The sequence below is a fragment of the Sphingobium sp. JS3065 genome (assembly GCF_026427355.1).
Lineage (GTDB): Bacteria > Pseudomonadota > Alphaproteobacteria > Sphingomonadales > Sphingomonadaceae > Sphingobium.
Genome location: NZ_CP102664.1, coordinates 1,273,997 through 1,297,470, shown reverse-complemented (window position 1 = coordinate 1,297,470; position 23,474 = coordinate 1,273,997). Strand labels below are relative to the sequence as shown.

The 23,474-nt window shown below is 61.9% G+C and carries 23 protein-coding genes, 1 tRNA gene and 1 pseudogene; 16 read left to right on the top strand and 9 right to left on the bottom strand.

Features of this window, described 5'->3' with window-relative positions:
• Position 1 precedes the first annotated feature (1 nt).
• From NUH86_RS06265 to NUH86_RS06250, 4 genes are all read left to right on the top strand, one after another.
• The gene (locus tag NUH86_RS06265) at positions 2 to 742 is read left to right on the top strand and encodes an SDR family NAD(P)-dependent oxidoreductase (protein WP_267251633.1); all 741 of its coding nucleotides are present in this window, start codon (positions 2 to 4) and stop codon (positions 740 to 742) included.
• 61 nt (positions 743 to 803) lie between these two features.
• Positions 804 to 2,720 (top strand): CocE/NonD family hydrolase, encoded by a 1,917-nt coding sequence (locus tag NUH86_RS06260; RefSeq protein ID WP_267251632.1) that lies wholly within the window; start codon positions 804 to 806, stop codon positions 2,718 to 2,720.
• Positions 2,721 to 3,098: 378 nt separating this feature from the next.
• The gene (locus NUH86_RS06255) at positions 3,099 to 3,416 is read left to right on the top strand and encodes a 2Fe-2S iron-sulfur cluster-binding protein (protein WP_267251631.1); all 318 of its coding nucleotides are present in this window, start codon (positions 3,099 to 3,101) and stop codon (positions 3,414 to 3,416) included.
• Positions 3,417 to 3,439: 23 nt separating this feature from the next.
• Complete coding sequence (locus NUH86_RS06250) at positions 3,440 to 4,684, top strand: cytochrome P450 (RefSeq protein WP_267251630.1); 1,245 nt, start codon at positions 3,440 to 3,442, stop codon at positions 4,682 to 4,684.
• Between the two features lie 261 nt (positions 4,685 to 4,945).
• Here the strand turns inward: NUH86_RS06250 and NUH86_RS06245 are convergent.
• Positions 4,946 to 5,047: pseudogene (locus NUH86_RS06245) on the bottom strand (IS5/IS1182 family transposase); the annotation flags it as partial.
• On the opposite strand from NUH86_RS06245, the gene NUH86_RS24825 reads away from it, so the two are divergent.
• The 6 genes from NUH86_RS24825 (at position 5,016) to NUH86_RS06215 (ending at position 10,460) form a co-directional block, all read left to right on the top strand.
• Positions 5,016 to 5,285: a Mu transposase domain-containing protein gene (locus NUH86_RS24825; protein ID WP_416365342.1), complete on the top strand. Its 270-nt coding sequence runs from the start codon at positions 5,016 to 5,018 to the stop codon at positions 5,283 to 5,285. The pseudogene NUH86_RS06245 and the gene NUH86_RS24825 overlap by 32 nt on opposite strands.
• Before the next feature lie 7 nt (positions 5,286 to 5,292).
• Positions 5,293 to 5,601, top strand: coding sequence for an FCD domain-containing protein (locus tag NUH86_RS06235; RefSeq protein WP_267251628.1), 309 nt, complete (start codon positions 5,293 to 5,295; stop codon positions 5,599 to 5,601).
• A 430-nt stretch (positions 5,602 to 6,031) separates the two neighbouring features.
• The gene (locus tag NUH86_RS06230) at positions 6,032 to 7,312 is read left to right on the top strand and encodes a CmpA/NrtA family ABC transporter substrate-binding protein (RefSeq protein WP_267251627.1); all 1,281 of its coding nucleotides are present in this window, start codon (positions 6,032 to 6,034) and stop codon (positions 7,310 to 7,312) included.
• Entirely contained in the window at positions 7,312 to 8,286 is a 975-nt protein-coding gene (gene ntrB, locus NUH86_RS06225; protein WP_267251626.1) for a nitrate ABC transporter permease, read from the top strand. The genes NUH86_RS06230 and ntrB overlap by 1 nt, the downstream gene beginning before the upstream one ends.
• Before the next feature lie 18 nt (positions 8,287 to 8,304).
• Positions 8,305 to 9,108: an ABC transporter ATP-binding protein gene (locus NUH86_RS06220; protein ID WP_267251625.1), complete on the top strand. Its 804-nt coding sequence runs from the start codon at positions 8,305 to 8,307 to the stop codon at positions 9,106 to 9,108.
• Between the two features lie 68 nt (positions 9,109 to 9,176).
• The gene (locus NUH86_RS06215) at positions 9,177 to 10,460 is read left to right on the top strand and encodes an alginate export family protein (protein WP_267251624.1); all 1,284 of its coding nucleotides are present in this window, start codon (positions 9,177 to 9,179) and stop codon (positions 10,458 to 10,460) included.
• Positions 10,461 to 10,875: 415 nt separating this feature from the next.
• Here NUH86_RS06215 and NUH86_RS06210 read toward each other — a convergent pair.
• The 3 genes from NUH86_RS06210 to NUH86_RS06200 all read right to left on the bottom strand — a co-directional run bounded on the left by NUH86_RS06210 (position 10,876) and on the right by NUH86_RS06200 (position 12,829).
• Positions 10,876 to 10,952: transfer RNA gene (locus NUH86_RS06210), tRNA-Pro, on the bottom strand.
• A gap of 132 nt (positions 10,953 to 11,084) precedes the next feature.
• Positions 11,085 to 11,297, bottom strand: coding sequence for a hypothetical protein (locus NUH86_RS06205; RefSeq protein ID WP_013846652.1), 213 nt, complete (start codon positions 11,295 to 11,297; stop codon positions 11,085 to 11,087).
• A gap of 155 nt (positions 11,298 to 11,452) precedes the next feature.
• Positions 11,453 to 12,829, bottom strand: coding sequence for a M28 family peptidase (locus NUH86_RS06200; protein WP_267251623.1), 1,377 nt, complete (start codon positions 12,827 to 12,829; stop codon positions 11,453 to 11,455).
• A gap of 101 nt (positions 12,830 to 12,930) precedes the next feature.
• On the opposite strand from NUH86_RS06200, the gene ettA reads away from it, so the two are divergent.
• On the top strand, positions 12,931 to 14,616 hold the full coding sequence (gene ettA / locus NUH86_RS06195) for an energy-dependent translational throttle protein EttA (RefSeq protein ID WP_267251622.1): 1,686 nt from the start codon (positions 12,931 to 12,933) through the stop codon (positions 14,614 to 14,616).
• A gap of 398 nt (positions 14,617 to 15,014) precedes the next feature.
• Here the strand turns inward: ettA and NUH86_RS06190 are convergent, their stop codons facing one another.
• Genes NUH86_RS06190 through NUH86_RS06180 form a run of 3 tightly spaced genes read right to left on the bottom strand, consistent with a single transcriptional unit; the run spans position 15,015 to position 16,685 of the window.
• On the bottom strand, positions 15,015 to 15,296 hold the full coding sequence (locus NUH86_RS06190; RefSeq protein WP_267251621.1) for an acylphosphatase: 282 nt from the start codon (positions 15,294 to 15,296) through the stop codon (positions 15,015 to 15,017).
• Entirely contained in the window at positions 15,296 to 16,033 is a 738-nt protein-coding gene (locus NUH86_RS06185; RefSeq protein ID WP_267251620.1) for an NYN domain-containing protein, read from the bottom strand. Before NUH86_RS06185 ends, NUH86_RS06190 begins: the two co-directional genes overlap by 1 nt.
• Position 16,034: 1 nt before the next feature.
• Positions 16,035 to 16,685 carry a carbonic anhydrase gene (locus NUH86_RS06180; protein WP_267251619.1) on the bottom strand — a complete coding sequence of 217 codons (651 nt, stop codon included), beginning with the start codon at positions 16,683 to 16,685 and terminating at the stop codon, positions 16,035 to 16,037.
• Positions 16,686 to 16,705: 20 nt separating this feature from the next.
• On the opposite strand from NUH86_RS06180, the gene lipA reads away from it, so the two are divergent.
• Both lipA and NUH86_RS06170 read left to right on the top strand, forming a co-directional pair.
• On the top strand, positions 16,706 to 17,695 hold the full coding sequence (gene lipA / locus NUH86_RS06175) for a lipoyl synthase (RefSeq protein WP_267251618.1): 990 nt from the start codon (positions 16,706 to 16,708) through the stop codon (positions 17,693 to 17,695).
• 4 nt (positions 17,696 to 17,699) lie between these two features.
• Complete coding sequence (locus tag NUH86_RS06170; protein ID WP_267251617.1) at positions 17,700 to 18,176, top strand: type II toxin-antitoxin system RatA family toxin; 477 nt, start codon at positions 17,700 to 17,702, stop codon at positions 18,174 to 18,176.
• Here the strand turns inward: NUH86_RS06170 and NUH86_RS06165 are convergent.
• Both NUH86_RS06165 and NUH86_RS06160 read right to left on the bottom strand, forming a co-directional pair.
• Positions 18,122 to 18,640: a CinA family protein gene (locus tag NUH86_RS06165; RefSeq protein WP_267251616.1), complete on the bottom strand. Its 519-nt coding sequence runs from the start codon at positions 18,638 to 18,640 to the stop codon at positions 18,122 to 18,124. The genes NUH86_RS06170 and NUH86_RS06165 overlap by 55 nt on opposite strands.
• 5 nt (positions 18,641 to 18,645) lie before the next feature.
• Positions 18,646 to 19,797, bottom strand: a complete 1,152-nt coding sequence (locus NUH86_RS06160) for a bifunctional 2-C-methyl-D-erythritol 4-phosphate cytidylyltransferase/2-C-methyl-D-erythritol 2,4-cyclodiphosphate synthase (RefSeq protein WP_267251615.1) — start codon at positions 19,795 to 19,797, stop codon at positions 18,646 to 18,648.
• 106 nt (positions 19,798 to 19,903) lie between these two features.
• On the opposite strand from NUH86_RS06160, the gene dusB reads away from it, so the two are divergent.
• From dusB to ntrC, 3 genes are read left to right on the top strand one after another with little or no spacing between them, the layout of a single operon-like run.
• Positions 19,904 to 20,923: a tRNA dihydrouridine synthase DusB gene (gene dusB, locus NUH86_RS06155; RefSeq protein ID WP_267251614.1), complete on the top strand. Its 1,020-nt coding sequence runs from the start codon at positions 19,904 to 19,906 to the stop codon at positions 20,921 to 20,923.
• Positions 20,920 to 22,029: a two-component system sensor histidine kinase NtrB gene (locus tag NUH86_RS06150; RefSeq protein ID WP_267251613.1), complete on the top strand. Its 1,110-nt coding sequence runs from the start codon at positions 20,920 to 20,922 to the stop codon at positions 22,027 to 22,029. The genes dusB and NUH86_RS06150 overlap by 4 nt, the downstream gene beginning before the upstream one ends.
• Entirely contained in the window at positions 22,029 to 23,474 is a 1,446-nt protein-coding gene (gene ntrC, locus NUH86_RS06145) for a nitrogen regulation protein NR(I) (protein WP_267252041.1), read from the top strand. The genes NUH86_RS06150 and ntrC overlap by 1 nt, the downstream gene beginning before the upstream one ends.

Genomic DNA, 23,474 nt, shown 5'->3' with positions numbered 1-23,474 from the left:
CATGGCAGACGTCACCGGGAAGCACGTCCTAATCACCGGCGCGGCAGGCGGCATGGGAGCAGAACATGCTCGCACGCTTGCTGCGGCGGGCGCCAAGGTGGTTCTGACAGACGTCGAAGCTGACGCTGGACAAAAGGTGGCGGCCTCGATCGGCTCCAACGCCCTTTTCGTCGAACTCGACGTATCGAGCGCCTCGTCCTGGGCCGCTGCTGTTGAGGCCGCGGAGCGCCAGTTTGGGCCGATCACGTCATTGGTCAACAATGCCGGCCTTGGTTATCTCATACCGTTCGATGGCTTGACGGAGGCCGACTTCCGGAAGTTTATTGAGGTCAACCAAATCGGCGTGTTCCTGGGAATGAAGGCGGTGGTCCCGGCAATGCGACGCGTAGGGGGAGGCTCGATCACTAATATCTCGTCGGCTTACGGCTTGCGCGCGGGCGCCTCAGCTCTGGCTTATGTCGCGACGAAATTCGCCGTCACGGGAATGACGAAGGCTGCGGCAATGGATTTGGGCCGCGACAACATCAGGGTCAATTCGGTCCATCCGGGCGTGATCGGCGCAACCAGCATGACGAAGGACATTGACGACCATCTGGGAGCTCTGTTGACCAAGACCCCGTTGGGCAGGATCGGCAAGCTGAGCGAAGTGTCCGAACTGGTCAGATTTCTTGTCTCCGATGATGGCGGATACTGTACCGGTGCCGAATTCGTAATAGACGGCGGCTTGATCTGCCACAGCTGATCTGAGTTTCAGGGGCAGTCGCTGCGCCCGGCTTTCGTCAGAGGGAAAGTTCCTGGCGCGCATGAGGGACGGAGTTTCAGAAGTAAATCCAAATGGCACACCAGCTTCCGAGGATCAGATGACAAGTCAAAATGTCGCCACAGAATGGACGCCTGTCACCGTTCGTGGCGTGATGGTGCCGATGCGAGATGGCGTTCGCTTGGCGACCGATATCGCAATACCGAGCAAGGACGGCGTCGACCCGTTTAACGGCAGGTTTCCCACTCTCATTCTGCGGACGCCTTATAGTAGGGAAGCGATGGCAGCAATGCCCACGGATGTTGTCGCCAACGCGGCAATACCCGGTCCGGCAGCAGGCGTCAGACGCGGTTACGTTGTGGTCTATCAGGATGTCCGGGGTTGCTACGGATCGGAGGGCCAGTTTAGTCCGTTAGTGAACGAGGCGGCAGATGGCCTGGATACTATGGAATGGATCCGCAGCCAGCCCTGGTCTGACGGGCGCGTTTCCTTTTTCGGCCCATCCTACCACGGAGGGGCGGCTATGGCGGCCGCGGGCCAGGCGCCGGATGGACTCGTCACTGCATTCCTGCAATCTCCCGCGCCTGCCCAGTATGGCGGCGGGTGGCCGTATTTCGATGACATATTCGGGTTGGGAGCGGCGGTCCAGTGGACCATTCAGCAGTCTCAGATGGCGGCTTGCCGTGTGTCGGAAGATCAGCTCTCTCTCGTGCGGGAGGAATTGTTGGGCTTTAGTTCGACCGTCAATCTGATCCCGCCCGTCGAGGCTAATTTCCCAGGGGACTCGTTCACGCGCTTGCTGAAGACGTTGCCCATTCGAGATATGCCGGTTGCGCGTCATTTTGCCTGGTGGCGCGAGTGGCTCGATCAACGGAACTTGGTCGCCGAGGAAAACGACGACAGGTTCGCGAGGGCCACCATTCCCATGATGCATGTCGGCGGCTGGTATGACCTTTTTCTTCGCAATACCTATGAACAGTATGAAAGGCTGACGCGCGAAGCGGCGAGCGTTGAGGCGCGCGAAGGACAGCGGATGATCATCGGGCCATGGTCCCATGTCGATTGCTTGTTATTCCCGTCGCAAGCGGCGGTTGATGGCGAAGCGCTTAATCTTGCCTGGATGGACCAGAATTTAAAGAAGATCAGGCATCCTTTTTTCGACCATCCCGTGACAATCTATGTCATGGGCGAAAACCGGTGGCGGGCAGAGGCTAGCTGGCCGTTGCCGGACACTGAGCGGACTCGCTTTTATCTGCATAGCCGGGGCGGTGCCAACACTGCTCTCGGTGACGGCCTGTTGTCTACCGATCTTCCCGTATATGAGTCTGCCGATCAGTACCGCTATGACCCGGCCGATCCGGTACCATCGATCGGCGGCATCGACCTTTGGGGAAGTCGCGCCGCCCAGAGTGAGGCGGAAAGCCGCTCGGATGTACTCTGCTATACCTCGGCGGAATTAGCAGAAGATGTCGAGGTCACCGGAAAGATTACTGCAACGCTTTTCGCGGCATCTTCTGCGGAGGATACCGACTGGTGGATGCGGTTGGTGGATGTCGGTCCCGACGGCAAGGCTGAAACACTCTCGCACGGCGCCGTAAGGGCGCGATACCGCATGGGGCGCGCGCGTCCTCAGCCACTGAAGCCTGGTGAAATTGTCGAATATTCTATCGACATGCAGGCAACCAGCAACGTCTTCAAAAAGGGGCATCGCATCCGCGTGGAAGTGTCCAGCAGCTGCTTCCCTCTGGGAGAACGCCATCCGAACAGCTTCGTCGATCCATTCAGCGCGACTGAAGCGGACTTCGTGGTAGCGACGCAGACCATCTATCATGACGCTGAACACGCCTCCTTTGTCGAGTTGCCTGTCATCCCACTTGCGCGCGAGCGACGCTGGATCGACACGCCCTTTCCGCTCGCGGGTGGCAAGCATCTAGATTTTGGCAGAGGCGCTGGGCTTTAGGCCGAACTGAACGAACCTGACTATTGCGGCAGACGTTGGTGGAAATGATTCCAAGGCGGGGGGATTTGGGCGCTAAAGACCAATCCCTCTCCACCAAAAAGTTCGTCTTAGACGAAAGTCACAGCAACGGCCAGCTTGCTGCGCTATCGCAAGATTGATGACTCAAGCTTGCCCAACCTGACCCTGCTATCCATCGGTTCTATACGCACGCCGTGACAAGGATCAGTCGCTATTTCGGGGCGGTTACCATTCCATAGAGAATAGTTTATGCGTCTTCTTCTGCAATTCCGGCCGAAACGCTAAGTATGGATTTCGGATTTCTAGAGTGAAATGCCGTGTCGCCTCTGGCGTCTGGCCAAAATAGCGAATGAGATGAGAATGATGGAGCTGTTTGTAGTTACCCGTTCAGGAGCCACGGAAAAGCTTCATGGCGAAGAGGGCGCGACGCTGCTGGACGCGATCCGGGGTTCCGGAAATGACGAACTTCAGGCGCTATGCGGAGGTTCATGTTCCTGCGCGACATGCCACGTCCTGGTGGACGAGGAATGGATCGGCCGCGTGGGTCATGCCGAAGGCGATGAATGCGAACTGTTGGAGGGGTCTTCTCATAAAGGCGCGAATTCCCGGTTGTCGTGCCAGGTAAAACTCGAGCCGGGCTTGTCTGGCTTGCGTGTCGTTTTGGCACCTGAAGAATAGACGGGCCGGCTTTAGGAGGTGGTATGACAAGTAAATCTATATCCGTCAGTTCTGAATTGCTTGATCAGGTTCCCGCGCATGTTCCGCGTGAATTGATTCATCCGTTCAGCGTGTTCGACAATCCTGAGATGAAGAAATGTCCATACGCTGCCATGAGCAATCTTCACGAACAGCCGAATATATTCTGGTCTCCGCTCAGCAATAGGGGTGGTAAGGAGGACGGCGGATCCTGGGTCATAACACGGGCCGACGATATTGCGCGAATTCTTGGCGATCCGCTAACCTTTTCCAGCAAGAGCATAACGGGGTTTTCCAAGCTGATGGGGGATAGCTGGGATATGCTGCCCCTGGAGGTCGATCCTCCATCGCATACGAAATATCGCAACGCTTTGAGTCATTTTCTTTATCCAAAGGTCATAGCAGGAATGGCGCCGGGCATTTCCCAACGCGCGCATGATCTCATCGACGGTATAGCCGACAAAAATGGCTGCGAATTCATGTCGACTTTCGGCAAGCCATTCCCGGTCAGCATCTTCATGCAGTTGATGGGCTTGCCATCGGATCGCATGAGTGTATTTCTATCCTGGGTTAAGGGGTTGCTGCATGGCGATACGATCACCGATCGTCAGGCGGCGGCATTCGAAATCAAGGCATATTTGCTCGACCTAATGAAAGATCGACGCAACTCGCCCAAGGATGATCTTGCAACCAAAATCGTTAATGCGACGATTGATGGGCGACTCTGGAACGATGACGAGGTACTGGGTACATTCTATACATTCTTCGTCGGCGGAATGGATAGTGTTGCCGCCACATTGGGATGGTTCTTTCGTCATCTCGCCGAGCATCCCGAGCATCAGCAATATCTGCGCGACAACCGGGATGCCATTCCACATGGGGCCGTGGAGTTGATGCGGCGTTACACCATCACGACTTCGGTGCGTTACTGTCTTCGGGATACAGAGATCAATGGTGTCCAGATCAAGGCGGGCGATTGGTTGACGATACCCTATCCTCTTGGAAGCCTGGATCCTTCGAAGTTTGACAACCCCATGGAAGTCGATTTTTCGCGCAAACACCCCCGTCACTTCAGTTTTGCCTCAGGGCCGCATTTCTGCATGGGATCACATTTGGCCATGAAAGAATTGACCATCGCGCTTGAGACCTGGTTTGATCGGATTCCACCCTTCCGACTGAAGAAAGATGCGCCGATCGAAGTATATGGTGATGTGGCGCTGGGAATCGCACATCTCGAAATTGAGTGGTAGATCAGTAGAATTTCGTAAGTATAGGCTGCGATGGCTTGAATTTGTGAGTTGGGTTTCTCGCTTGGCGCGCAAGTTGGCTCCGCACGGTCTCCATTTACTCTATTTGGATCCAGGTGTGGACGTGATGGATAAAATTCATGAGAGCGGCGTGAGTTTTCTGGCTGCGCACGGCCTTTCGCGAGAGCGCTTTTGTTTGTTGAAGATACCTATGACCTGATGGCGTTCCCTTTAGTGTCTGCTTCGAAATTATCGGTCGGGATTTCATGATCTTGCGATACGGCGGGCGAAGAGTTGGATCGAGGCGATGAAAAGCCATGCGGCTGCCGATGCGATGGTCTGCTCGAAGTTCTTGGCGAACCGCCGCAAGGCCAGGCTCGTCGATCAGGAACGTCGCCTGCTGGGGCGCCTGCCATCCCATCGGACCACAGACTTTGCCATGATCGCGGTCGACGTCAGCCGTAACGGTACCGTTCCTATCGAGAGGGTCATTTATTCGGTTCCCTCCCGTCTGGTCGGTCGTCGGCTGCACGCTCATCTCTGCGATGACCGCATCGATCTCTTTCTCGGCCCCGACAAGGTGATGAGTCGCCAGCCTGCATAGGCTGAAGATGTTCACCGACAATCCGCCCGCAGATCTGGAAGCGAGAATCGACACTTTCGAACGGGTGCATTGGCGCTTTCACCTGGCGCTGATCGCGGCATGCGGTTCGGATCATCTGATCGCCATCTATCGCGATCTTTATGAGCAGACCCGCCGGTACCGTTCATTGATGTTCAAATCGGACACCGACGCCAGCGACGCATATGAGAAGCATGGATTGCTGGCTCAATATTGCCTGGCCCGTGACCGGGATCGCGCTCTGGAGGTTCTGTCGGGGCATCATCATATATTGCTCAACACGATTTACGAGCGTTAGGGACGCCTGCCTTCGACAGGGCCGATAGCGTGCGGGATTTTGCGCGGCGGCAGGAATTTCGTCCTTCATTTCGACGGATGCGGAAAACGGCAAGCAGTTGCATTTTGTGCAACGCAAAAATTTTACTTGCGACTCGCGCGAATCGGTGACAGCTTCCAACCGGTCGAAGCAGGGGCGCTTCGGCACTCAGGTCGATCCTGCCGATGACGGTAAGGTTCGGCCACGGTTCGCAAGAGCCAATTTGGCAATGACGCCGCCCGGACAGGTCTGAAGACCTTCGTCCTGGCGGCTTTTTTATTGGTTTTCCGCTGGCGGCATGGATGCCGCCGGGCGGTTCTCGACATCAACTTTCGAACGCTGGACTGATTTCCGGCGGCGGCCGGTTGCGCCCTTCGCGCAGCGGCGACGATTTTCAGGGAAGGACATGGAAATGGCAGAGGGGGATAATCCGGACGGCGTCAGCCGGCGTGGACTGCTCAAGACGACCGGTACGGCGGCGCTGTTCGCTGCGGTGCAACAGGCCTTTCCGTCGGGCGCTTTCGCGGCTGGCACAGGACCGGAGGTCACGGGCGCCAAGCTGGGCTTCATCGCGCTGACCGATGCGGCGCCGCTGATCATCGCCAAGGAACTGGGTTTCTTCGCCAAATATGGCATGCCCGACGTGCAGGTGACCAAGCAGGCCAGTTGGGGCGCGACGCGCGACAATCTGGTGCTGGGCAGCGGCGGTGGCGGCATCGATGGCGCGCATATCCTGACGCCCATGCCCTATCTGCTGACGCTGGGCGCCATCGGCAAGGCGACGCCGATGAGCATTCTCGCCCGCCTCAACGTCAACGGCCAGGCGATTTCCGTTTCGAAGGAATATCTGGGGTCCAAGGCCGACCTGAACGCCGGCAAGATGAAGGGCGTGATCGCCCAGCGCAAGGGCGCGGGCAAGAAGATCACCATGGCCATGACCTTCCCCGGCGGCACGCATGACATGTGGCTGCGTTACTGGCTGGCGGCTGGCGGGATCGATCCGGACAAGGATGTGGAACTGATCACCGTGCCGCCGCCGCAGATGGTGGCGAACATGAAGGCCGACACCATGGACGCCTTCTGCGTGGGTGAGCCGTGGAACGACCAGTTGGTCGCGCAGCAGCTTGGCTACACCGCCGTTTCGACCGGCCAGATGTGGATGAACCATCCCGAAAAGAGCTTCGCCATGCGGTCCGATTGGGTCGCGAAATATCCCAAGGCGGCGCAGGCGATCACGGCGGCGATCATCGAGGCGCAGCGCTGGGCGGACAATCCGGGCAACATCACCCGTCTGGCGGGCACGATTGCGGGCCGCGACTATCTGAAATGCCCGATCACCGACATTGCCGACCGCTTGCAGGGCAATTTCAACATGGGCGACGGACGGAAATTCCCGAACGCGGCCTTCAAGATGAAGTTCTTCGCGGGCTTTGCGTCCTTCCCGTACAAGAGCCACGACCTCTGGTTCCTGACCGAGAACCAGCGCTGGGGCAAGCTGCCCATGACGCTGGATACCAAGGGCACGATCGCCAAGGTCAACCGGTCCGACATCTGGCGCAAGGCGGCCGCGATGCTGGGCGGCAAGGGCCCGGCCAGCGACAGCCGCGGCGTCGAGAAATTTTTCGACGGCAAGACGTTCGATCCCGCCAATCCCAAGGCCTATCTGGCCAGCCTGGCGATCAAGCGGGTCTGATGAGGAAGGAAACCAGCATGGTGTCGCCATCGCCCGGCAAGACCAGCGGACCGTCGGCTTCGGCCGGCGGCGCCGCGACCGAATTGGGGGTTATCGTGCCCTATCCCGAAGAGGCCATCGCCCGGCGCAGTTTCGAACCTGTGGCCGCGCCGGTGCATCCGCTGGCCCGGATCGCGCGATCCGTAGCGGCGAGCGCGCTGCCGACCGTGGTGATGGTCGTCGGGCTGCTTGCCTTCTGGCAGTTGCTCTGCGGATCGCCCGACGCGACTTTCCCCAGCCCGATCAAGGTCTGGCAGGAAAGTCATGAGGTCATCACTCATCCGTTCAAGGGCGTGGAAATCGGCCTTACCCATTTCAGCATCCAGGATGGCGGCGATGTCGGCATTGCGGGTCATGTGCTGACCAGCCTGAGCCGCGTTCTGATCGGCTACAGCATCGCGGCTGTGATGGGCGTGGCGCTGGGCATATTGATCGGGCAGAGCGTCTTTGCCTTCCGCGCGCTCGATCCGCTGTTCCAGGTGCTGCGCACCGTGCCGCCGCTGGCATGGCTGCCGATCAGCCTGGCGATCTTTCAGCAGGCGCAGCCGTCCGCGATCTTCCTGATCTTCATCACCGCGATCTGGCCGGTCATATTGAACACGGCGGCGGGCGTGCAGACCCTCCCGACCGCTTATCGCAACGTCGCCAAGGTGCTGGCGCTCAATCCGGTCGAATATTTCGTGCGGATCATGCTGCCCGCCACCGTGCCGCACATGTTCACGGGGTTGCGCATCGGCGTCGGCATGAGCTGGCTCGCCATCGTGGCCGCCGAGATGGTGCAGGGTGGCACCGGCGTCGGCTTCTTCATCTGGGACAGCTACAATAGTTCGCTGCTGACCGACACCATCGTCGCGTTGATCTGGATCGGCATGGTGGGCTTTGCACTGGACCGCATCGTCGCCTTTGCGGGCCGCGTCATCGGCCGCGCAGGCTGAACAAGGGGAGGCAGGACCATGAAACAGCGCAGCTATCTCGCGCTTGAGGGCATCACCGTCGAATTTCCGACCAAGGCTGGGCGCTTCTGCGCGCTCGACGGGATCGATCTGGAAGTCGAAAAGGGGCAGTTCGTGGCGCTGATCGGCCATTCGGGCTGCGGCAAATCGACCTTGCTCAACGCCGTGGCGGGGCTGGTCAAGCCGACCCGCGGCGCCATCTTCCTCGACGGGCAGGTGGTGGACGCGCCGGGGCCGGACCGGGCGGTGGTCTTTCAGGACCATAGCCTGCTGCCCTGGTTGACGGTGGAGGAAAATGTGCGCCTGGCGGTCGACAAGACGGCGGGCGGCAAGAACAAGGCCGAGCGCAAGGATTGGGTCATGCACAATCTGGAGCTGGTCCAGATGACCCATGCCGCCGCGAAGCGCCCCGGCGAACTGTCCGGCGGCATGAAGCAGCGCGTCGGCATCGCCCGCGCCATTGCGATGAACCCGCGCGTATTGCTGATGGACGAACCTTTCGGCGCGCTGGACGCGCTGACGCGGGCGGCGCTTCAGGATGTGGTCATGGATTTGCAGGCGCGGCTCAACAACACCGTGCTGATGATCACCCATGACGTCGACGAGGCGGTGTTGCTGGCCGACCGGGTCGTCATGATGACCAACGGTCCGGCGGCGCGGATCGGCGAGGATCGTACCGTGGCGCTCGCCCGCCCGCGCAACCGGCTGGAGGCGATAGACACGCCCGAATATGCCGAGGCGCGCTCCGCCGTCATCCATTTCCTGCATGAGCGCTACCGCAATCCGGCGACGCTCGCGGCCTGAAATCCGGCTTGGAGAGGATGCTCTGAAAAGGCCCAAAAAAGCCATCGGGAGCAATTTAAGGGGGATTTATGAAGAAGGTTTTTTTCCTGTTGTCGGCATCGGCCCCAATAGCGGGATTGTCCGCGATCGCGGCGCCGGCGCTGGCGCAGGACGTGGTGTTCAAGCCGATCGTCGAAGCGCGGCTGCGTTACGAGACGGTCGATCAGGCCGGTCCCGCGCCACTCACCAGCAGCCGCGACGCCGATGCGGTGACGATGCGGCTGCGCGCGGGCGGCGAGATTTCCAAGGGGCCGTGGGCTTTCCTGGCGGAAGCCGAGGGCACGCTGGCGATCAGCGAGGATTATAATAGTGGCGTCAATGGGAAGACGCTCTTTCCGATCGTCCCTGATCCGGAGACGGTCGAGGCCAATCGGGTGCAGATCCAGTATCGCACCAAGCCGCTGATCGTGACCGTCGGTCGTCAGCGGATCAATCTGGACGACCAGCGCTTTGTCGGATCGGTCGCCTGGCGGCAGAATGAGCAGACCTTCGATGCGGTGCGCGTCGAATATATGGGCGTGAAGAACCTGAAGGTCGACCTTAGCTACGCGATTTCGGCACGGACCATATGGGGCATAGACGGCGGCAAGTTCGGTGCGACCAACCGGCCGACGAACATCGATGGCGACAATGTCTTCGCCAATGTCTCCTACAAGACGAAGCTGGGGACGCTGACCGGCTTTGCCTATCTGGTGGACGAGGATGAGGCCGTCGTCGCGCTGCGGCGGAACAGCAGCCAGACCTATGGTGCGCGCTTCACGGGCGCCGTCCCGTTCACGAAGAAGGTGAAGCTCAGCTACCTCGCCAGCTATGCGCGGCAGAGCGACTATGCGACCAATCCGGTCGATTATTCGGCGGACTTTGTCGTCGCGGAACTGGGGCTGGATGTCGCGGCCTTCAAGCTGACGGGCGGTTATGAACTGCTGGGGTCGGATGGGGGCGCAACCGGGATTGCGGGCGGTTTCGCCTTCCAGACGCCCTTTGCGACGCTGCACAAGTTCAACGGCTGGGCAGACAAGTTCCTGACCACGCCGGGAACGGGCATCCAGGATTATTATGCCGGGATCGCCTATACCGTGCCGAAGATCGGGAAGGCCGGACCGCTGGTGGCGTCCTTCACCTATCATCGCTTCAGCAGCGACCGGCTGTCGATCCATTATGGCGACGAATATAATGCGCAGGTGACGCTGAAGCTGAACAAGCATCTGAGCGCGCTCGTCAAATATGCCGATTATCAGCGCAAGGGGATCGCCAGCTATACCGGCGATGCCGACACCAAGAAGTTCTGGGCGCAGATCGATTACGCGCTCTGAATTGTAACGGCGGGGCGACGCCGCCGTTGTTGGGGCGCCATCGCGACCGGGTCTTGGAAGGACCGGCGGCGATGGCGTTCCGATTATGGAAGGGGGCTGCGCTTCGTCCGGAATTGCGCCCCATGAAGAAGCTGCTGCGCCCGCAAGTCGAGCGCCGCGGCTTTTTTATTGGGCGCGATGCATGGGGATATGCCGGGCCGTCACAAGCGATGAAATCGCGGAACATCTGCGCAGCCTGGGCCGTTGGACAGGCGGACCAAGAGAGGATCGAGTCAGATGGGCAAAGGCATTTTGCTATGGCTGTTGGGCGTGCCAATCCCCGTCATCATCATTCTTTGGCTGCTGTTTCGCTGATAGATGACAAGACAGCGTTCCAAACCAGCAAGACGCGGAACGATCGGACCATCGGGAAGGGTGGTCGGGGAGACAGGATTCGAACCTGCGACATCCTGCTCCCAAAGCAGGCGCGCTACCAGACTGCGCTACTCCCCGGCGCTCGCGGGCCTTAGCGGTGAAGCGTGCTGCCCGTCAATCTCGCTTTTGCCCTTATGCCGTCGCCAGCATAGAAAAAGGGCGGATCGTACAAGACGATCCGCCCTTTCGAAAATCTCGCTGAGGCGAAGATTATTCGGCGTTCGCGGCGTTGCCAGCGACGTTCGCAGCGTTCGCGGCGTTGTCGGCAGCGTTCGCGGCGTTGTCCGCAGCGTTGGCAGCGTTCTCGACGACGTTCTCAACAACAGCGTTCGAAGCGTTCGCGGTCTCGTTAGCCGGCTTCTCACCGCAAGCGGCGAGGGCCATCAGGCCAGCCGAAGCGAAAACAACAGCGATCTTCTTCATTGTGTACGGCTCCCATAGCATTTTGCCGCGTCGCCACGCCAAAATCGTGACTTACGCGAGCGACCCGCATTAACGTGTGCGCTGCACAAATCAATGCTTTTCTGCGTCGGTGAAGCGACAGAATCACGCGACAGGGTGTTGTCTACAATAAAAGTTCAGTTACCGCCTAGCGATTCCGGCGCATTTGCGATTTCGAAAAGTGCAACTGCCCAGGCCGCGACATTCTGTCGAAGCTGTGCCGGGTCGATTTTGTCCAGCGTATCGTCGGGCGTGTGATGAATGTCGAAATAGCGGGTGCCGTCCTGCTGGAGATCGATCACGGGCACGCCCGCCTTCACCAGCGGTTCGATGTCGGAACCTCCGCCCGCGGGCAGGCGGCTGGCGGCGATGCCGAGCGGGGCGAGACCGGCGGCGACCCGGCGGGCGAGGGCGTCATGCCCCTGCGGCAGCCTGAAATCGACGCGCCAGACGCGGTCAGCGCCGAAGTCCGATTCCATCGCCATGGCGTGGGCTTCCTTGCCATGCAGATCGAAATAGGCGCGGCCGCCATTGCCGCCCACTTCCTCCGCCCCCGCCATCAGCAGGCGGATGGTGCGGCGGAGCGGTGCGGCCTTCGCGGCCTGAAGAGCGGCGGCGGCCACGATGCCGCAGCCTGCACCGTCATCGATGGCGCCGGTGCCCTGGTCCCAACTGTCGAGGTGGCAGGCGGCGACGACGACGCCCGCCCCGGGATCGCTGCCGGGGATTTCAGCGATGACATTGCCCGACGGCTGGTCCTTCAGCATTTTGGAGGTGAGCGTCAGATGCAGCCGCACCGGCTGGCCGCGCGAGACCATGCGGGCAAGCTGTTCGGCATCGGGCATGCTGAGCGCGGCGGCGGGAATGGGCTTCACGCCGGCGGCCCACATCTGGACGCCCGTATGCGGCTGGCGATGATTGTCGGTGCCGATCGACCGGATCAATATGGCGATGGCGCCCTTTTGGGAGGCGATGCTTGGCCCCTGGCGGCGGGCGGCGCCGAAAATTCCGTAGGAACTGCCGTCCTGGGTCGCGTGCATGGCGTGGCCGACGAAGGCGATCCTGCCGGTGAGGCTGGCGGCGGGCGCGGCTTCGAGATCGGCCAGGGTCGGGAAATAGACGACTTCGCCCTCCAGGCCCTTTTCCGGGGTGGAGGCGCTGTTGCCGAGGGCGGCGAGGACCAGATTTTGCGGGAAGGGGGAAATCACGCGGGCTTCGTCACGGCCGCGCAGCCAGACGGGCATGGTATAAGGTTCTGCGCGGACGTTGGAGAAGCCCAGGCTCTTGAGCTTCGCCACCGTCCAGTCGCGGGCGCGGGCCTCCCGCGGGGTGCCGGCCGGGCGGGGACCGACCTCCGTCGTGAGGCCCTCGGTGAAATCCATCGCGACCTTATCCGTCAGGGCGGAGGCGCGAATCGTATCGACGCTGGAGGGTGCCGCCGCCAGGGGAAGCGTGGGGGTGAAGATGCTGCCGAGGAGAAAGGCGGCAAGCGTGCCCGATCGGATTTTCTGCATGGATGAAGGCTTAACCAGCCATCCCCCATTTGCCAATGCGTTCCGCCTCCGCTAACCCGGCGCCAATTTCCAACGATTGCCTTTCGGAGCTGTTTCAAGCCATGTCCGCCTCCTCCCAATACGCCTTCGTGATGAAGAGCATGACCAAGAGCTTTCCCGGCGCCGCCAAGCCGGTGCTCAACCAGATCAACCTGCAATTCTATCGCGGGGCGAAGATCGGCATCGTCGGCCCCAACGGCGCGGGCAAGTCGACGCTGATGAAGATCATGGCGGGCATCGACACGGATTTCAGCGGTGAGGCATGGCCGGGCGAGAATATCACCGTCGGCTATCTGCCGCAGGAGCCGCAGCTCGACGCCAGCAAGACCGTGCTGGAGAATGTCAAGGACGGCGCGCGCGAAATCGCGGACAAGCTGGATCGTTTCAACGAGATCAGCATGATCATGGCCGATCCGCCGGAGGATGTCGATTTCGACGCGCTCATGGAGGAAATGGGCACGTTGCAGGAGCAGATCGACGCCGTGGACGGCTGGACGCTCGACAACCAGCTTGAGATCGCGATGGAAGCGCTGCGCTGCCCGCCTTCGGACTGGCCGGTGGACAGCCTGTCGGGCGGTGAAAAGCGCCGCATCGCGCTGACCCGCCTGCTGATCCAGAAGCCGGATATCCTGCTGCTGGACGAACCGACCAACCATCTGGATGCCGAAAGCGTCGAGTGGCTGGAGAATCACCTGAAGGAATATGCGGGCGCGGTGCTGATGATCACCCACGACCGCTACTTCCTGGACAATGTGGTCGGCTGGATCCTGGAACTCGATCGGGGCAAATATTTCCCTTACGAGGGCAACTACTCCACCTATCTGGAGAAGAAGTCGAAGCGTCTGGAACAGGAAGACCGGGAGGCGACCGGCCGCCAGAAGGCGATCAACGACGAGCTGGAATGGATCAGGGCGGGCACCAAGGGCCGCCAGACCAAGTCCAAGGCGCGCATCAAGAAGTTCGAGGAACTGGTCGCCGGTCAGGAAAACCGCACGCCGGGCAAGGCGCAGATCGTCATCCAGGTGCCCGAACGTCTGGGCGGCAAGGTGATCGAGGCGAAGAATATCAGCAAGGCCTATGGCGACAAGCTGCTGTTCGAAAATCTCTCCTTCATGCTGCCGCCGGGCGGCATCGTCGGCGTGATCGGGCCGAACGGCGCGGGCAAATCGACCCTGTTCAAGCTGATCACCGGGCAGGAGCAGCCCGATTCGGGCGAGATCGACATCGGTTCGACCGTGCGTCTGGGCTATGTCGACCAGAGCCGCGATCATCTGGACGCTTCGAAGAATGTCTGGGAGGAAGTGTCGGACGGCCTGGATTATGTGAAGGTCAACGGGCACGACATGTCGACCCGGGCCTATGTCGGCGCCTTCAACTTCAAGGGGCAGGACCAGCAGAAGAATGTCGGCAAGCTGTCGGGCGGTGAGCGCAACCGCGTGCACATCGCCAAGATGCTGAAGAAGGGCGGCAATGTGCTGCTGCTCGACGAACCGACCAATGACCTTGACGTCGAAACGCTGGGCGCGCTGGAAGAGGCGATCGAGAATTTCGCGGGCTGCGCCGTGGTGATCAGCCACGACCGCTTCTTCCTGGACCGTCTGGCGACGCATATCCTGGCTTTCGAGGGTGACAGCCATGTCGAATGGTTCGAGGGCAATTTCGAAATGTATGAGGAGGATAAGCGGCGTCGTCTGGGCGATGCGGCGGATCGTCCTACGCGGCTGGCTTACAAGAAGCTGACCCGCTGAGTTGGAAGTGCAGTGCGGCGGCGAGGATGAGCATGCAATGATTGCAATCCTCATTCCTTATTTCGCACTTGCAAAATAATATGGTGCAGTGCACATAGGGAGGGCCTTTCAGGCATCCTCTCCTAAAACTTTCAGGCCGGTCCCTCTGGGATCGGCCTTTTTTTCTGTGTGGAATGGTGGGCAGGAGCGGACCTTAAATCCTCCCTGCGCGAAGCGTGGGGAGGGGGACCGCCGCCGAAGGCGGTGGTGGAGGGGAAATTCGGAGGGCGTGCCCCATTCCCCTCCACCAGCCTTCAGCCGTCGAAGAGAGTCACGTGCCTCTCTTCGACCCTCCCCATCTCCCGATGGGGAGGAATAGGATAGGCCCCCTCTACCTCATCCCGCCGTGACTACATCAATCAGCAGGTCGGGCGTTTCTGGAAGGACGCAAGGCCTGCGACATCGACAACCGCCACGTCGATCCGCGTGACATTTGCAGCGGGAGGTCCCTCATGGGCGAGGGCGATGAATTGTTCCACCGCTTCCTCCGGTCCTTCCGCCAGCGCTTCGACGCTGCCGTCCATGCGGTTGCGGACCCAGCCCGCAAGGTTCAGGCCGGTGGCCCTTTCCACGGCCCAGTTGCGGTAGAACACGCCCTGAACCCGGCCGAGGATCGTCAGATGCCGGGCGATGGCGGCCATTAGTGGACCCGCTTGATCCAGGTCTGGCCGTCGCGGCTCTCCACCTTGAAATTCTTGATCGAGCGGACGAGGTCCGACAGCCGCTTGAACCCATAGTTGCGCGTGTCGAAGCTGGAGCGGTTGCCCGCAAGCTGGCCGACTTCGCTCAGGCGGGCGAAACCCTGATCGTCGCGCTTCACGGCGTTATAGGCGTCGACCAGCAGCTTGACGAGATCGGGCGCCACTTCCGCGCTCTCCCCGTTGTCGGGACGCTTGCCGGGTTCCACCGGCTCGACCGGAGCATCCTCCCGCGAACTGGTCAGCGCGCCGACGTCGATGAAGCGGGTGCAGGCGCTGCGGAAAGCCTGCGGCGTGTTCGCCGATCCGAAACCGTAGACCGAAATCCCCTCCTGCCGGATGCGCGTCACCAACGGGGTGAAATCGCTGTCGCTCGACATCAGGCCGAAGCCGGTGACGCGGCCGGACGCCATCAGGTCCATGGCGTCGATCGTCATCTTCATGTCGGTGGCGTTCTTGCCCTTGGTCAGGTCGAACTGCTGTTGGGTTTCGATTGCCTGCGTCACCGCCTGGTTGGCCCAGCCCTTGAGCGCGGGCTTGCTCCAATTGCCATAGGCGCGGCGGATGTTGACGGTGCCCAGTTCCGCCAGAACGGTCAGCACCGGGTCGAAATGGTCGGCGGAGGCGTTGTCGGCATCGATCAGCAGGGCGACATTGCCGTTGGGGATCGACGCCGTCATGTCAGGCGTCCAGCGGGGCGGGATGGAATTCGCCGCTCGCCTCGTCCAGCAGATGGAGCCGGCCGTCGGCAATGGCGAAGAAGGCGCCGACCAGCTTGAGATCCCCCTGGCGTTCCTTGACGCGGACGCAGGGGAAGCTGCGCAGATTGGCCAGGCTGACCTTGACGCCTTCATGTTCCATGGCGCGTTCGGCGTCGCGCCCCTGATCGTCGCCGAAGCGCTCCACGACCTTTTCCCGCGCCCCGTCCAGCAATTCGATCCAGTTGTGGATGAAGCCGCCTTCGCCCGGAGGCGCATCCTTCAGCGCATGGGTGAGCGCGGCCTTGCAACCGCCGCATTTGCCATGGCCCATGACGACGATCTCGCCGACCTTGAGCACCTGGACGGCGAATTCCAACGCTGCGGAAACGCCGTGGCGGCCCGGATTGGTTTCGAAGGGCGGCACCAGCGCGGCGACGTTGCGGACCACGAAGATCTCGCCGGGGCTGCTGTCGAATATCTGCGCCGGGTCGACTCGGCTGTCGGAGCAGGCGATCACCATGACGCGGGGATTCTGCCCTTCATTGAGGTTGCCCCATCGCTCCCGCTGGGCCGTCCAGCCGGTGTTGCGGAAGCGGCGATAGCCAGCGAGCATGTCGGCGAAATCAGTCATGCGCCGGTCTGTGCCGAACAATGATGGGGCTGGCAAGAGCGCTCTTGCATCGCTATCTGGGGCACATGACCGATATCGCCTCCAACCCCGACAATCGTCCCGCCAACCGCTCCGAGCGCGCCCGCAAGCCCGACTGGATTCGCGTGAAGGCGCCGACCAGCCCCGGCTATCATGAGACGCGCAAGCTGATGCGAGCCAAGGGGCTGGCCACGGTGTGCGAGGAAGCGGCCTGCCCGAATATCGGTGAATGCTGGACCAAGAAGCATGCGACCGTGATGATCCTGGGCGATGTCTGCACCCGGGCCTGCGCCTTCTGCAACGTCAAGACCGGCATGCCGCGCAAGGTCGATCCCAATGAGCCGCAGAATCTGGCCGATGCCTGCGCGGAAATGGGGCTGGAGCATATCGTCATCACCTCGGTCGACCGTGACGACCTGCCCGATGGCGGCGCTTCGCAGTTCGTGAAGGTGATAGAGGCGCTGCGCCGCACGACTCCGGACACGACCATCGAAATCCTGACGCCGGACTTCCGCAACAAGCATGAACGGGCGGTCGAGATGATCGTCGCGGCGCGGCCGGACGTCTATAATCATAATCTGGAGACGGTGCCCCGGCTTTATCCGACCATCCGTCCGGGTGCGCGCTATTATGCGTCGCTGCGGTTGCTGGAGACGGTGAAGAAGCTCGATCCGTCGATCTTCACCAAGTCCGGCATCATGCTGGGCCTGGGCGAGGAACGGCTGGAGGTTCATCAGGTGATGGACGACATGCGCTCCGCCGACATCGATTTCCTGACCATGGGGCAATATCTCCAGCCGACGCCCAAACATGCGAAGGTCATGGAATTCGTCACCCCGGCGGCGTTCAACGCCTATGCGGCGATCGCGCGGGCCAAGGGTTTCCTGCAGGTGGCGTCCAGCCCGCTCACGCGGTCCAGCTATCATGCGGGCAAGGATTTTGCCGAAATGCGCGCCGCCCGCGAGGCGCAACTGGCGAAGGCTGCCAAATAAGCCGATGCCCAAGCATAACGAAACAAGGCCGCTTCCCTACACGCCCGAACAGATGTTCGACCTGGTGGCGGATGTGGACGCCTATCCTGAATTTCTGCCCTGGGTCAGCGCCATCCGGGTCCGGTCCGACGACGAGTCGGAAATGGTCGCGGACATGATCGTCGGCTTCAAGGGGATCAAGGAAAGCTTCACGTCCCGCGTGCACAAGCATCGGCCGGATCATGTGCGGGTCGATTATCTCGACGGGCCGTTGAAGCATCTCCACAATGAATGGAGCTTCCGCGACGACGGCAAGGGCGGGGTGCTGGTGGATTTCGAAGTGGAGTTCGAATTCAAGAGCAAGCTGTTCGAAATGCTTGCGGGCCAGCTTTTCGACAAGGCGTTGCGCAAGATGATCGGCGCATTCGAAACCCGCGCGGCGGAACTTTACGGCGCGGGCGAATCGGGCAGCAGCAGTTCGAGCGCGCAGAGCGCCGCCTGAAGGCGGACGCCGCCCCGGCCCGTATCCCCGAAATGATGCATGTCGGCCACGATCTTGTCGGGGCTGGCGCCGCGTTCGGCGCGGGCGAAGACGACTGTGCCCACAGGCTTCTGCTCCGATCCGCCGCCGGGACCGGCTATGCCGGTGATGGCGACGGCGACATTGGCATGGCTCTTGTTGAGCGCGCCCTGCGCCATGGCCCATGCGGTGGCGATGGAAACCGCCCCGAAGGTTTCGATGACATCCTGCGAAACCTTGAGAAGTTCGCTTTTCATGTCATTGGAATAAGTGATGAATCCGGCCTCGAACACCTCCGACGATCCGGCGATTTCGGTCAGCGCGGCGGAGACCAGGCCCCCGGTGCAGCTTTCCGCCACCGCTATGGTGCGGCCGGCGCGGCGGTTGGCGATGATGACGCGCTCGGCCAGTTCGACCAGCGACGCGGGAAGGATGTTATCGGGCATGGCGATCAGGATAGCGCGGGGAGGGAGAGGGTGGCAACAGCCTGTGCGGCGATGCCCTCGCGCCGTCCGGTGAAACCCAGACGTTCCGTCGTCGTGGCCTTCACGCTGACGCGGTCGAGCGACAAGCCCAGTATTTCCGCGATCCGGGCGCGCATCGCCTCCCGATGCGGGCCGATCTTCGGCGCTTCGCAGATCAGCGTCAGGTCGACATGTTCGATGAAGCCGTCCCGTTTTGCGACGCGCTCCGCCGCATATTCCAGGAATCGGGAGGAGGCGGCTCCGCGCCATTGCGGGTCGGATGGCGGAAAGTGGCTGCCGATATCGCCGTCCGCCAGCGCGCCGAGCAGCGCGTCGACCAGGGCGTGGATCGCCACATCGGCATCGCTGTGACCCGCCAGCCCCCGGTCATGGGGAATGCGGACGCCGCAGAGCCAGAGTTCCTGATCGGGCGCAAGCCGGTGGACGTCATAACCCATGCCGGTGCGGATGCTGCGGGTGATGCCCAAACGGGCTTCGGCGCGGAGGAAATCTTCGGCGTAGGTCAATTTTTCCAGCCTTTCATCGCCAGCGACCAGAGTGACGTCATGGCCCGCATGCCGCAATATCTGGGCGTCGTCGGTCGCTTCCCGCTCGCTGTCCCAGCTCCGGTGCGCGGCGAGGATGGCATCGAAATGGAAGGCCTGCGGCGTCTGGACGCGGGCCAGCCCGTCGCGGGCCACAAGGGCTTGGTTTCTGACGAGCGTATCGGTGACGGGCAGGGTGGGGATGGCGCCGGGCGCTTCCGCCAGGGCGGACAGCAGCCGGTCGATCACCGCGCCGGGAAGGAAGGGGCGGGCGGCGTCATGGATGAGGATGCGGACCGCGCCGCCGGAGGATGCGATATGCTCCAGCCCGGCGCGGACCGATCCGCGACGGCTGTCCGCGCCCTCAACGATCGCGGCAACCGGATGCTGGCCGAGGGCCGAGAGAGCCTCCGCTTCCTGACCCGCACCGACGACGATGACGATGGAATCGATGGCGGGGTGCCGGGCCAAGGCGTCTACGGCATGGGCCAGGACGGGCTTGCCGCCGATCGGCCGGAATTGCTTGGGAATATCGCCGCCTGCGCGGCTGCCCTGTCCTGCTGCGACCAGCAATGCGACGGTTTTATCGGTCATGCCGCCGCCTGTATCGCAGCATGGAGAGGACCGCCAGACCTGGCTTGCTTGCCGTTGCGGCGGATTTCGGCTAAGGGCTGCCTGTTTTTTAGGCAGTGATGGTTTGATGCGAACGCTTTCCCCGATTTCCATTGGCCCGGTGACGATTGACATGCCGGTCGTGCTGGCCCCGATGACGGGCGTGACGGACATGCCGTTCCGCACGCTGGTGCGGCGCTATGGCTCAGGCCTCAACGTGACGGAGATGATCGCGACGGCGGCGATGATTCGCGAGACGCGCCAGTCGTTGCAGAAGGCCGCCTGGCATCCGCTGGAGGAGCCGGTTTCGATGCAGTTGGCCGGTTGCTCGCCCACCGAAATGGCGGAGGCGGCGAAGCTTAATGCGGATCGGGGCGCGGCCATCATCGACATCAACATGGGCTGTCCGGTGAAGAAGGTCGTCAACGGCGATGCGGGCAGCGCGCTGATGCGCGACCTGCCGCTGGCAGCTTCGCTGATCGAGGCGACGGTGAAGGCCGTCGACGTGCCCGTCACCGTCAAGATGCGCATGGGATGGGACCATGCCAGCCTGAACGCGCCCGAACTCGCCCGGATCGCGGAGGATCTGGGCGCGAAGCTGATCACGGTCCATGGTCGCACCCGTTGCCAGATGTACAAGGGGTCGGCGGACTGGGCCTTTGTCCGGAGCGTGAAGGAGGCCGTGTCGCTGCCGGTGATCGTCAATGGCGACATCTGCTCCATCGACGATGCGGAATCGGCGCTGGAACAGAGCGGCGCGGATGGCGTGATGATCGGGCGGGGCGCCTATGGGCGGCCCTGGCTGATCGGGCAGGTGATGCACTGGTTCCGCACCGGAGAGCGGCTGGCCGATCCTTCGCTGGAAGAGCAATATCGGGTGATTACCGAACATTATCGCGCGATGCTGGATCATTATGACAAGCATACCGGCGTCAACATGGCCCGCAAGCATATCGGCTGGTACACCAAGGGGCTGACCGGTTCGGCCGAATTCCGCAACGCCGTGAACCAGGAGCCGGATGGCGATGTCGTGCTGGACATGCTGGCGCGTTTCTACGAACCGCTGATCGCCGACGAAGGACCGGTCGAGACGCGCAAGGCTGCATGACGGCGGCCATGACGACCATCTCCTCGATCCGATCGCAGCAGGATGGACCGGCGCTTTCCGAACTGATGACGGCGTTGCCGGTCGCGACCCTGGTGGTGCGGCCGGACAACAGCATCGCCGACGCCAATGTTCGGGCCGAAACGCTGCTCAACATGGCGCGTTCGGCCATCGTCGGCAGCGACATAGCGCGCACCATCCGCATGGCGGAAATGGGGGCGCGCTTCGATATATGGCACAGCAACAAGCCGATCGCGGCCTATGACGTCCGCCTGCATGCCGGGCGGACGGCGGAGATGGAGGTCGACCTGATGATCGCCCCCATCGTCGATCATGAAGGCTGGCGCGTGGTGTCGATCCATAGCCAGAGCCAGGCGCGCAAGATCGGCCATCGGGGCACTGCGGGCGGGGCGCGTTCGGCCATGGGGGCGGCCGCGATCCTGGCGCATGAGATCAAGAATCCCCTGTCGGGCATAAGGGGCGCGGCGCAATTGCTGGAATCGGGCAATGGCGGGCGGGACGCGGCGCTGACGCAGCTCATCTGCAACGAAGTGGACCGCATCGCCGCGCTAATCGACCGGATGCAGGATTTCACCACCGACCGGACGCTGGAATGCGGGAGCGGGAACATCTATCCGCTGATCGACCGGGCGGCGAACATCGCCGCCGCGGGTTTTGCGAAAAATATCCGTATCATAAAAAGCTACGACCCGTCGCTGCCATTCGCCAACATCAATGAGGATGCGCTGGTGCAGGTGATGATCAACCTGCTCAAAAACGCCGCCGAGGCGCTGGAGCATACGGCCAAGCCGAAGATACGTGTCGAAACGGCCTTTCGTCACGGCGTGTCCGTCGTGGTCGGGAAGGGCAAGGGCAGCGCCGTGCTCCCCATCGAGATATTGGTGGTCGACAACGGGCCGGGCGTGCCGGAACATATTCTGGACCATCTGTTCAACCCCTTCATAACCGGAAGGCGGGACGGAACGGGGCTGGGGCTGGCGCTGGTGGACAAGCTGGTGCGGGACATGAACGGGTTCGTGCAATATTCGCGCGACAGGGAAGCGGGGGAATCGACCTTCCGCATCCTGCTGCCGATGGGAATGGGATGATGGCGGCGTCTGGCGCGATTTTGGTGGTGGATGACGATCCGGCGATCTGCGTGGTCGTCGGCGAAGCATTGCGGCGGCAGGGATACAGGGTGAAGACGGCGGCCTCCATCCGGGAGCGTAGCGCGCTGCTCGATAGCTTTTCGCCCGATGTGCTGATCACCGACGTCATGCTGCCGGATGGCGACGGTCTGGACGGCGTATCGGAGATTCTGGAACGTCGGCCAGCGCTGAGCATCATCATCCTGTCGGCGCAGAACACGCTGAACACGGCCATCCGCGCCACGGAAAAGGGCGCGTTCGAATATCTGCCCAAGCCCTTCGACCTCAACGAACTGACGCGGGCCGTGTCCGACGCGATCGGGGCAGGGAAGGGCGCTGACGAGGAAGCGTCCGACGCGGGACTGCCACATGACGGCCTGCCGCTGGTCGGGCGATCCCCCGCGATGCAGGAGGTCTATCGGACCATCGCCCGCGTGCTTTCGAACGACCTCAGCATATTGGTGCTGGGCGAATCCGGGACGGGCAAGGAACTGGTGGCGGAGGCGATCCACAGCCTGGGCCAGCGGCGGACAAAGCCCTTCGTGCCGATCAACATGGCCGCCATCCCGCGTGAATTGATCGAGGCGGAACTGTTCGGATATGAAAAGGGCGCCTTCACCGGCGCCCATGCCCGCACCGCCGGCAAGTTCGAGCAGGCGCAGGGCGGCACCCTGTTCCTGGACGAGATCGGCGACATGCCGCTGGAGGCCCAGACCCGGCTGCTGCGGGTCCTGCAGTCCGGCGAGGTGACGACAGTCGGCGGATCGAAACCGGTGAAGGTCGATGTCCGCATCATCGCGGCGACCAACAAGGATCTGCCGACGCTGATCGAGGAAAACCGGTTCCGCCAGGATCTTTACTACCGGTTGAACGTGGTGCCCGTCGCGCTTCCCGCGCTGCGCGAGCGGCGCGAGGATGTGATCCTGCTGGCCCGCCATTTTCTGGACCGGGCGGCGCAGGACGGGTTGCCGCGCAAATCGCTGTCGGAGGATGCCGCGCAATTGCTGATGGCCTATCATTGGCCCGGCAATGTGCGCGAATTGCAGAATATGATGCAGCGGCTGGCGGTGCTGAGCCGGGAGAATGTGATCAACGCGGACATGCTGCGCAACAGCTTGCCGCTGGACGCCGTGCCCGCCGATCATGCCGCGCCCGGTAATTTGCTGGGCCAGGCGGTGCGCGAATGGGCGAAGCGGCAATTGGGCATCGGTCTCAGCCAGCCGAACCGCAATCTGCATGATGACCTGCTGGCCGTGGTCGAACCCATATTGTTCCAGGAAACGCTGGCGAGCGTGGACGGAAACCAGATTCGCGCCGCGGGGCTGCTGGGCATCAACCGGAACACGCTGCGCAAGAAGCTGACCGATTATGGCCTGGACCCCTTGCAGCTTCGGATCGGCGATTGA

What these genes read in the sequence shown, in the direction of transcription:
- ntrB (WP_267251626.1), top strand. Translation starts at nt 7,312, where the DNA reads ATGAGGAAGGAAACCAGCATGGTGTCGCCATCGCCCGGCAAGACCAGC.
- lipA (WP_267251618.1), top strand. Translation starts at nt 16,706, where the DNA reads ATGATGGGGCTGGCAAGAGCGCTCTTGCATCGCTATCTGGGGCACATG.
- NUH86_RS06150 (WP_267251613.1), top strand. Translation starts at nt 20,920, where the DNA reads ATGACGGCGGCCATGACGACCATCTCCTCGATCCGATCGCAGCAGGAT.
- NUH86_RS06180 (WP_267251619.1), bottom strand. Translation starts at nt 16,685, where the DNA reads ATGACTGATTTCGCCGACATGCTCGCTGGCTATCGCCGCTTCCGCAAC.
- NUH86_RS06190 (WP_267251621.1), bottom strand. Translation starts at nt 15,296, where the DNA reads ATGGCCGCCATCGCCCGGCATCTGACGATCCTCGGCCGGGTTCAGGGC.
- NUH86_RS06170 (WP_267251617.1), top strand. Translation starts at nt 17,700, where the DNA reads ATGCCCAAGCATAACGAAACAAGGCCGCTTCCCTACACGCCCGAACAG.
- NUH86_RS06165 (WP_267251616.1), bottom strand. Translation starts at nt 18,640, where the DNA reads ATGCCCGATAACATCCTTCCCGCGTCGCTGGTCGAACTGGCCGAGCGC.
- NUH86_RS06265 (WP_267251633.1), top strand. Translation starts at nt 2, where the DNA reads ATGGCAGACGTCACCGGGAAGCACGTCCTAATCACCGGCGCGGCAGGC.
- NUH86_RS06215 (WP_267251624.1), top strand. Translation starts at nt 9,177, where the DNA reads ATGAAGAAGGTTTTTTTCCTGTTGTCGGCATCGGCCCCAATAGCGGGA.
- NUH86_RS06260 (WP_267251632.1), top strand. Translation starts at nt 804, where the DNA reads ATGAGGGACGGAGTTTCAGAAGTAAATCCAAATGGCACACCAGCTTCC.
- ntrC (WP_267252041.1), top strand. Translation starts at nt 22,029, where the DNA reads ATGGCGGCGTCTGGCGCGATTTTGGTGGTGGATGACGATCCGGCGATC.
- NUH86_RS06205 (WP_013846652.1), bottom strand. Translation starts at nt 11,297, where the DNA reads ATGAAGAAGATCGCTGTTGTTTTCGCTTCGGCTGGCCTGATGGCCCTC.
- dusB (WP_267251614.1), top strand. Translation starts at nt 19,904, where the DNA reads ATGCGAACGCTTTCCCCGATTTCCATTGGCCCGGTGACGATTGACATG.
- NUH86_RS06250 (WP_267251630.1), top strand. Translation starts at nt 3,440, where the DNA reads ATGACAAGTAAATCTATATCCGTCAGTTCTGAATTGCTTGATCAGGTT.
- NUH86_RS06220 (WP_267251625.1), top strand. Translation starts at nt 8,305, where the DNA reads ATGAAACAGCGCAGCTATCTCGCGCTTGAGGGCATCACCGTCGAATTT.
- ettA (WP_267251622.1), top strand. Translation starts at nt 12,931, where the DNA reads ATGTCCGCCTCCTCCCAATACGCCTTCGTGATGAAGAGCATGACCAAG.
- NUH86_RS06235 (WP_267251628.1), top strand. Translation starts at nt 5,293, where the DNA reads ATGTTCACCGACAATCCGCCCGCAGATCTGGAAGCGAGAATCGACACT.
- NUH86_RS06185 (WP_267251620.1), bottom strand. Translation starts at nt 16,033, where the DNA reads ATGACGGCGTCGATCCCCAACGGCAATGTCGCCCTGCTGATCGATGCC.
- NUH86_RS06160 (WP_267251615.1), bottom strand. Translation starts at nt 19,797, where the DNA reads ATGACCGATAAAACCGTCGCATTGCTGGTCGCAGCAGGACAGGGCAGC.
- NUH86_RS24825 (WP_416365342.1), top strand. Translation starts at nt 5,016, where the DNA reads ATGGTCTGCTCGAAGTTCTTGGCGAACCGCCGCAAGGCCAGGCTCGTC.
- NUH86_RS06230 (WP_267251627.1), top strand. Translation starts at nt 6,032, where the DNA reads ATGGCAGAGGGGGATAATCCGGACGGCGTCAGCCGGCGTGGACTGCTC.
- NUH86_RS06255 (WP_267251631.1), top strand. Translation starts at nt 3,099, where the DNA reads ATGATGGAGCTGTTTGTAGTTACCCGTTCAGGAGCCACGGAAAAGCTT.
- NUH86_RS06200 (WP_267251623.1), bottom strand. Translation starts at nt 12,829, where the DNA reads ATGCAGAAAATCCGATCGGGCACGCTTGCCGCCTTTCTCCTCGGCAGC.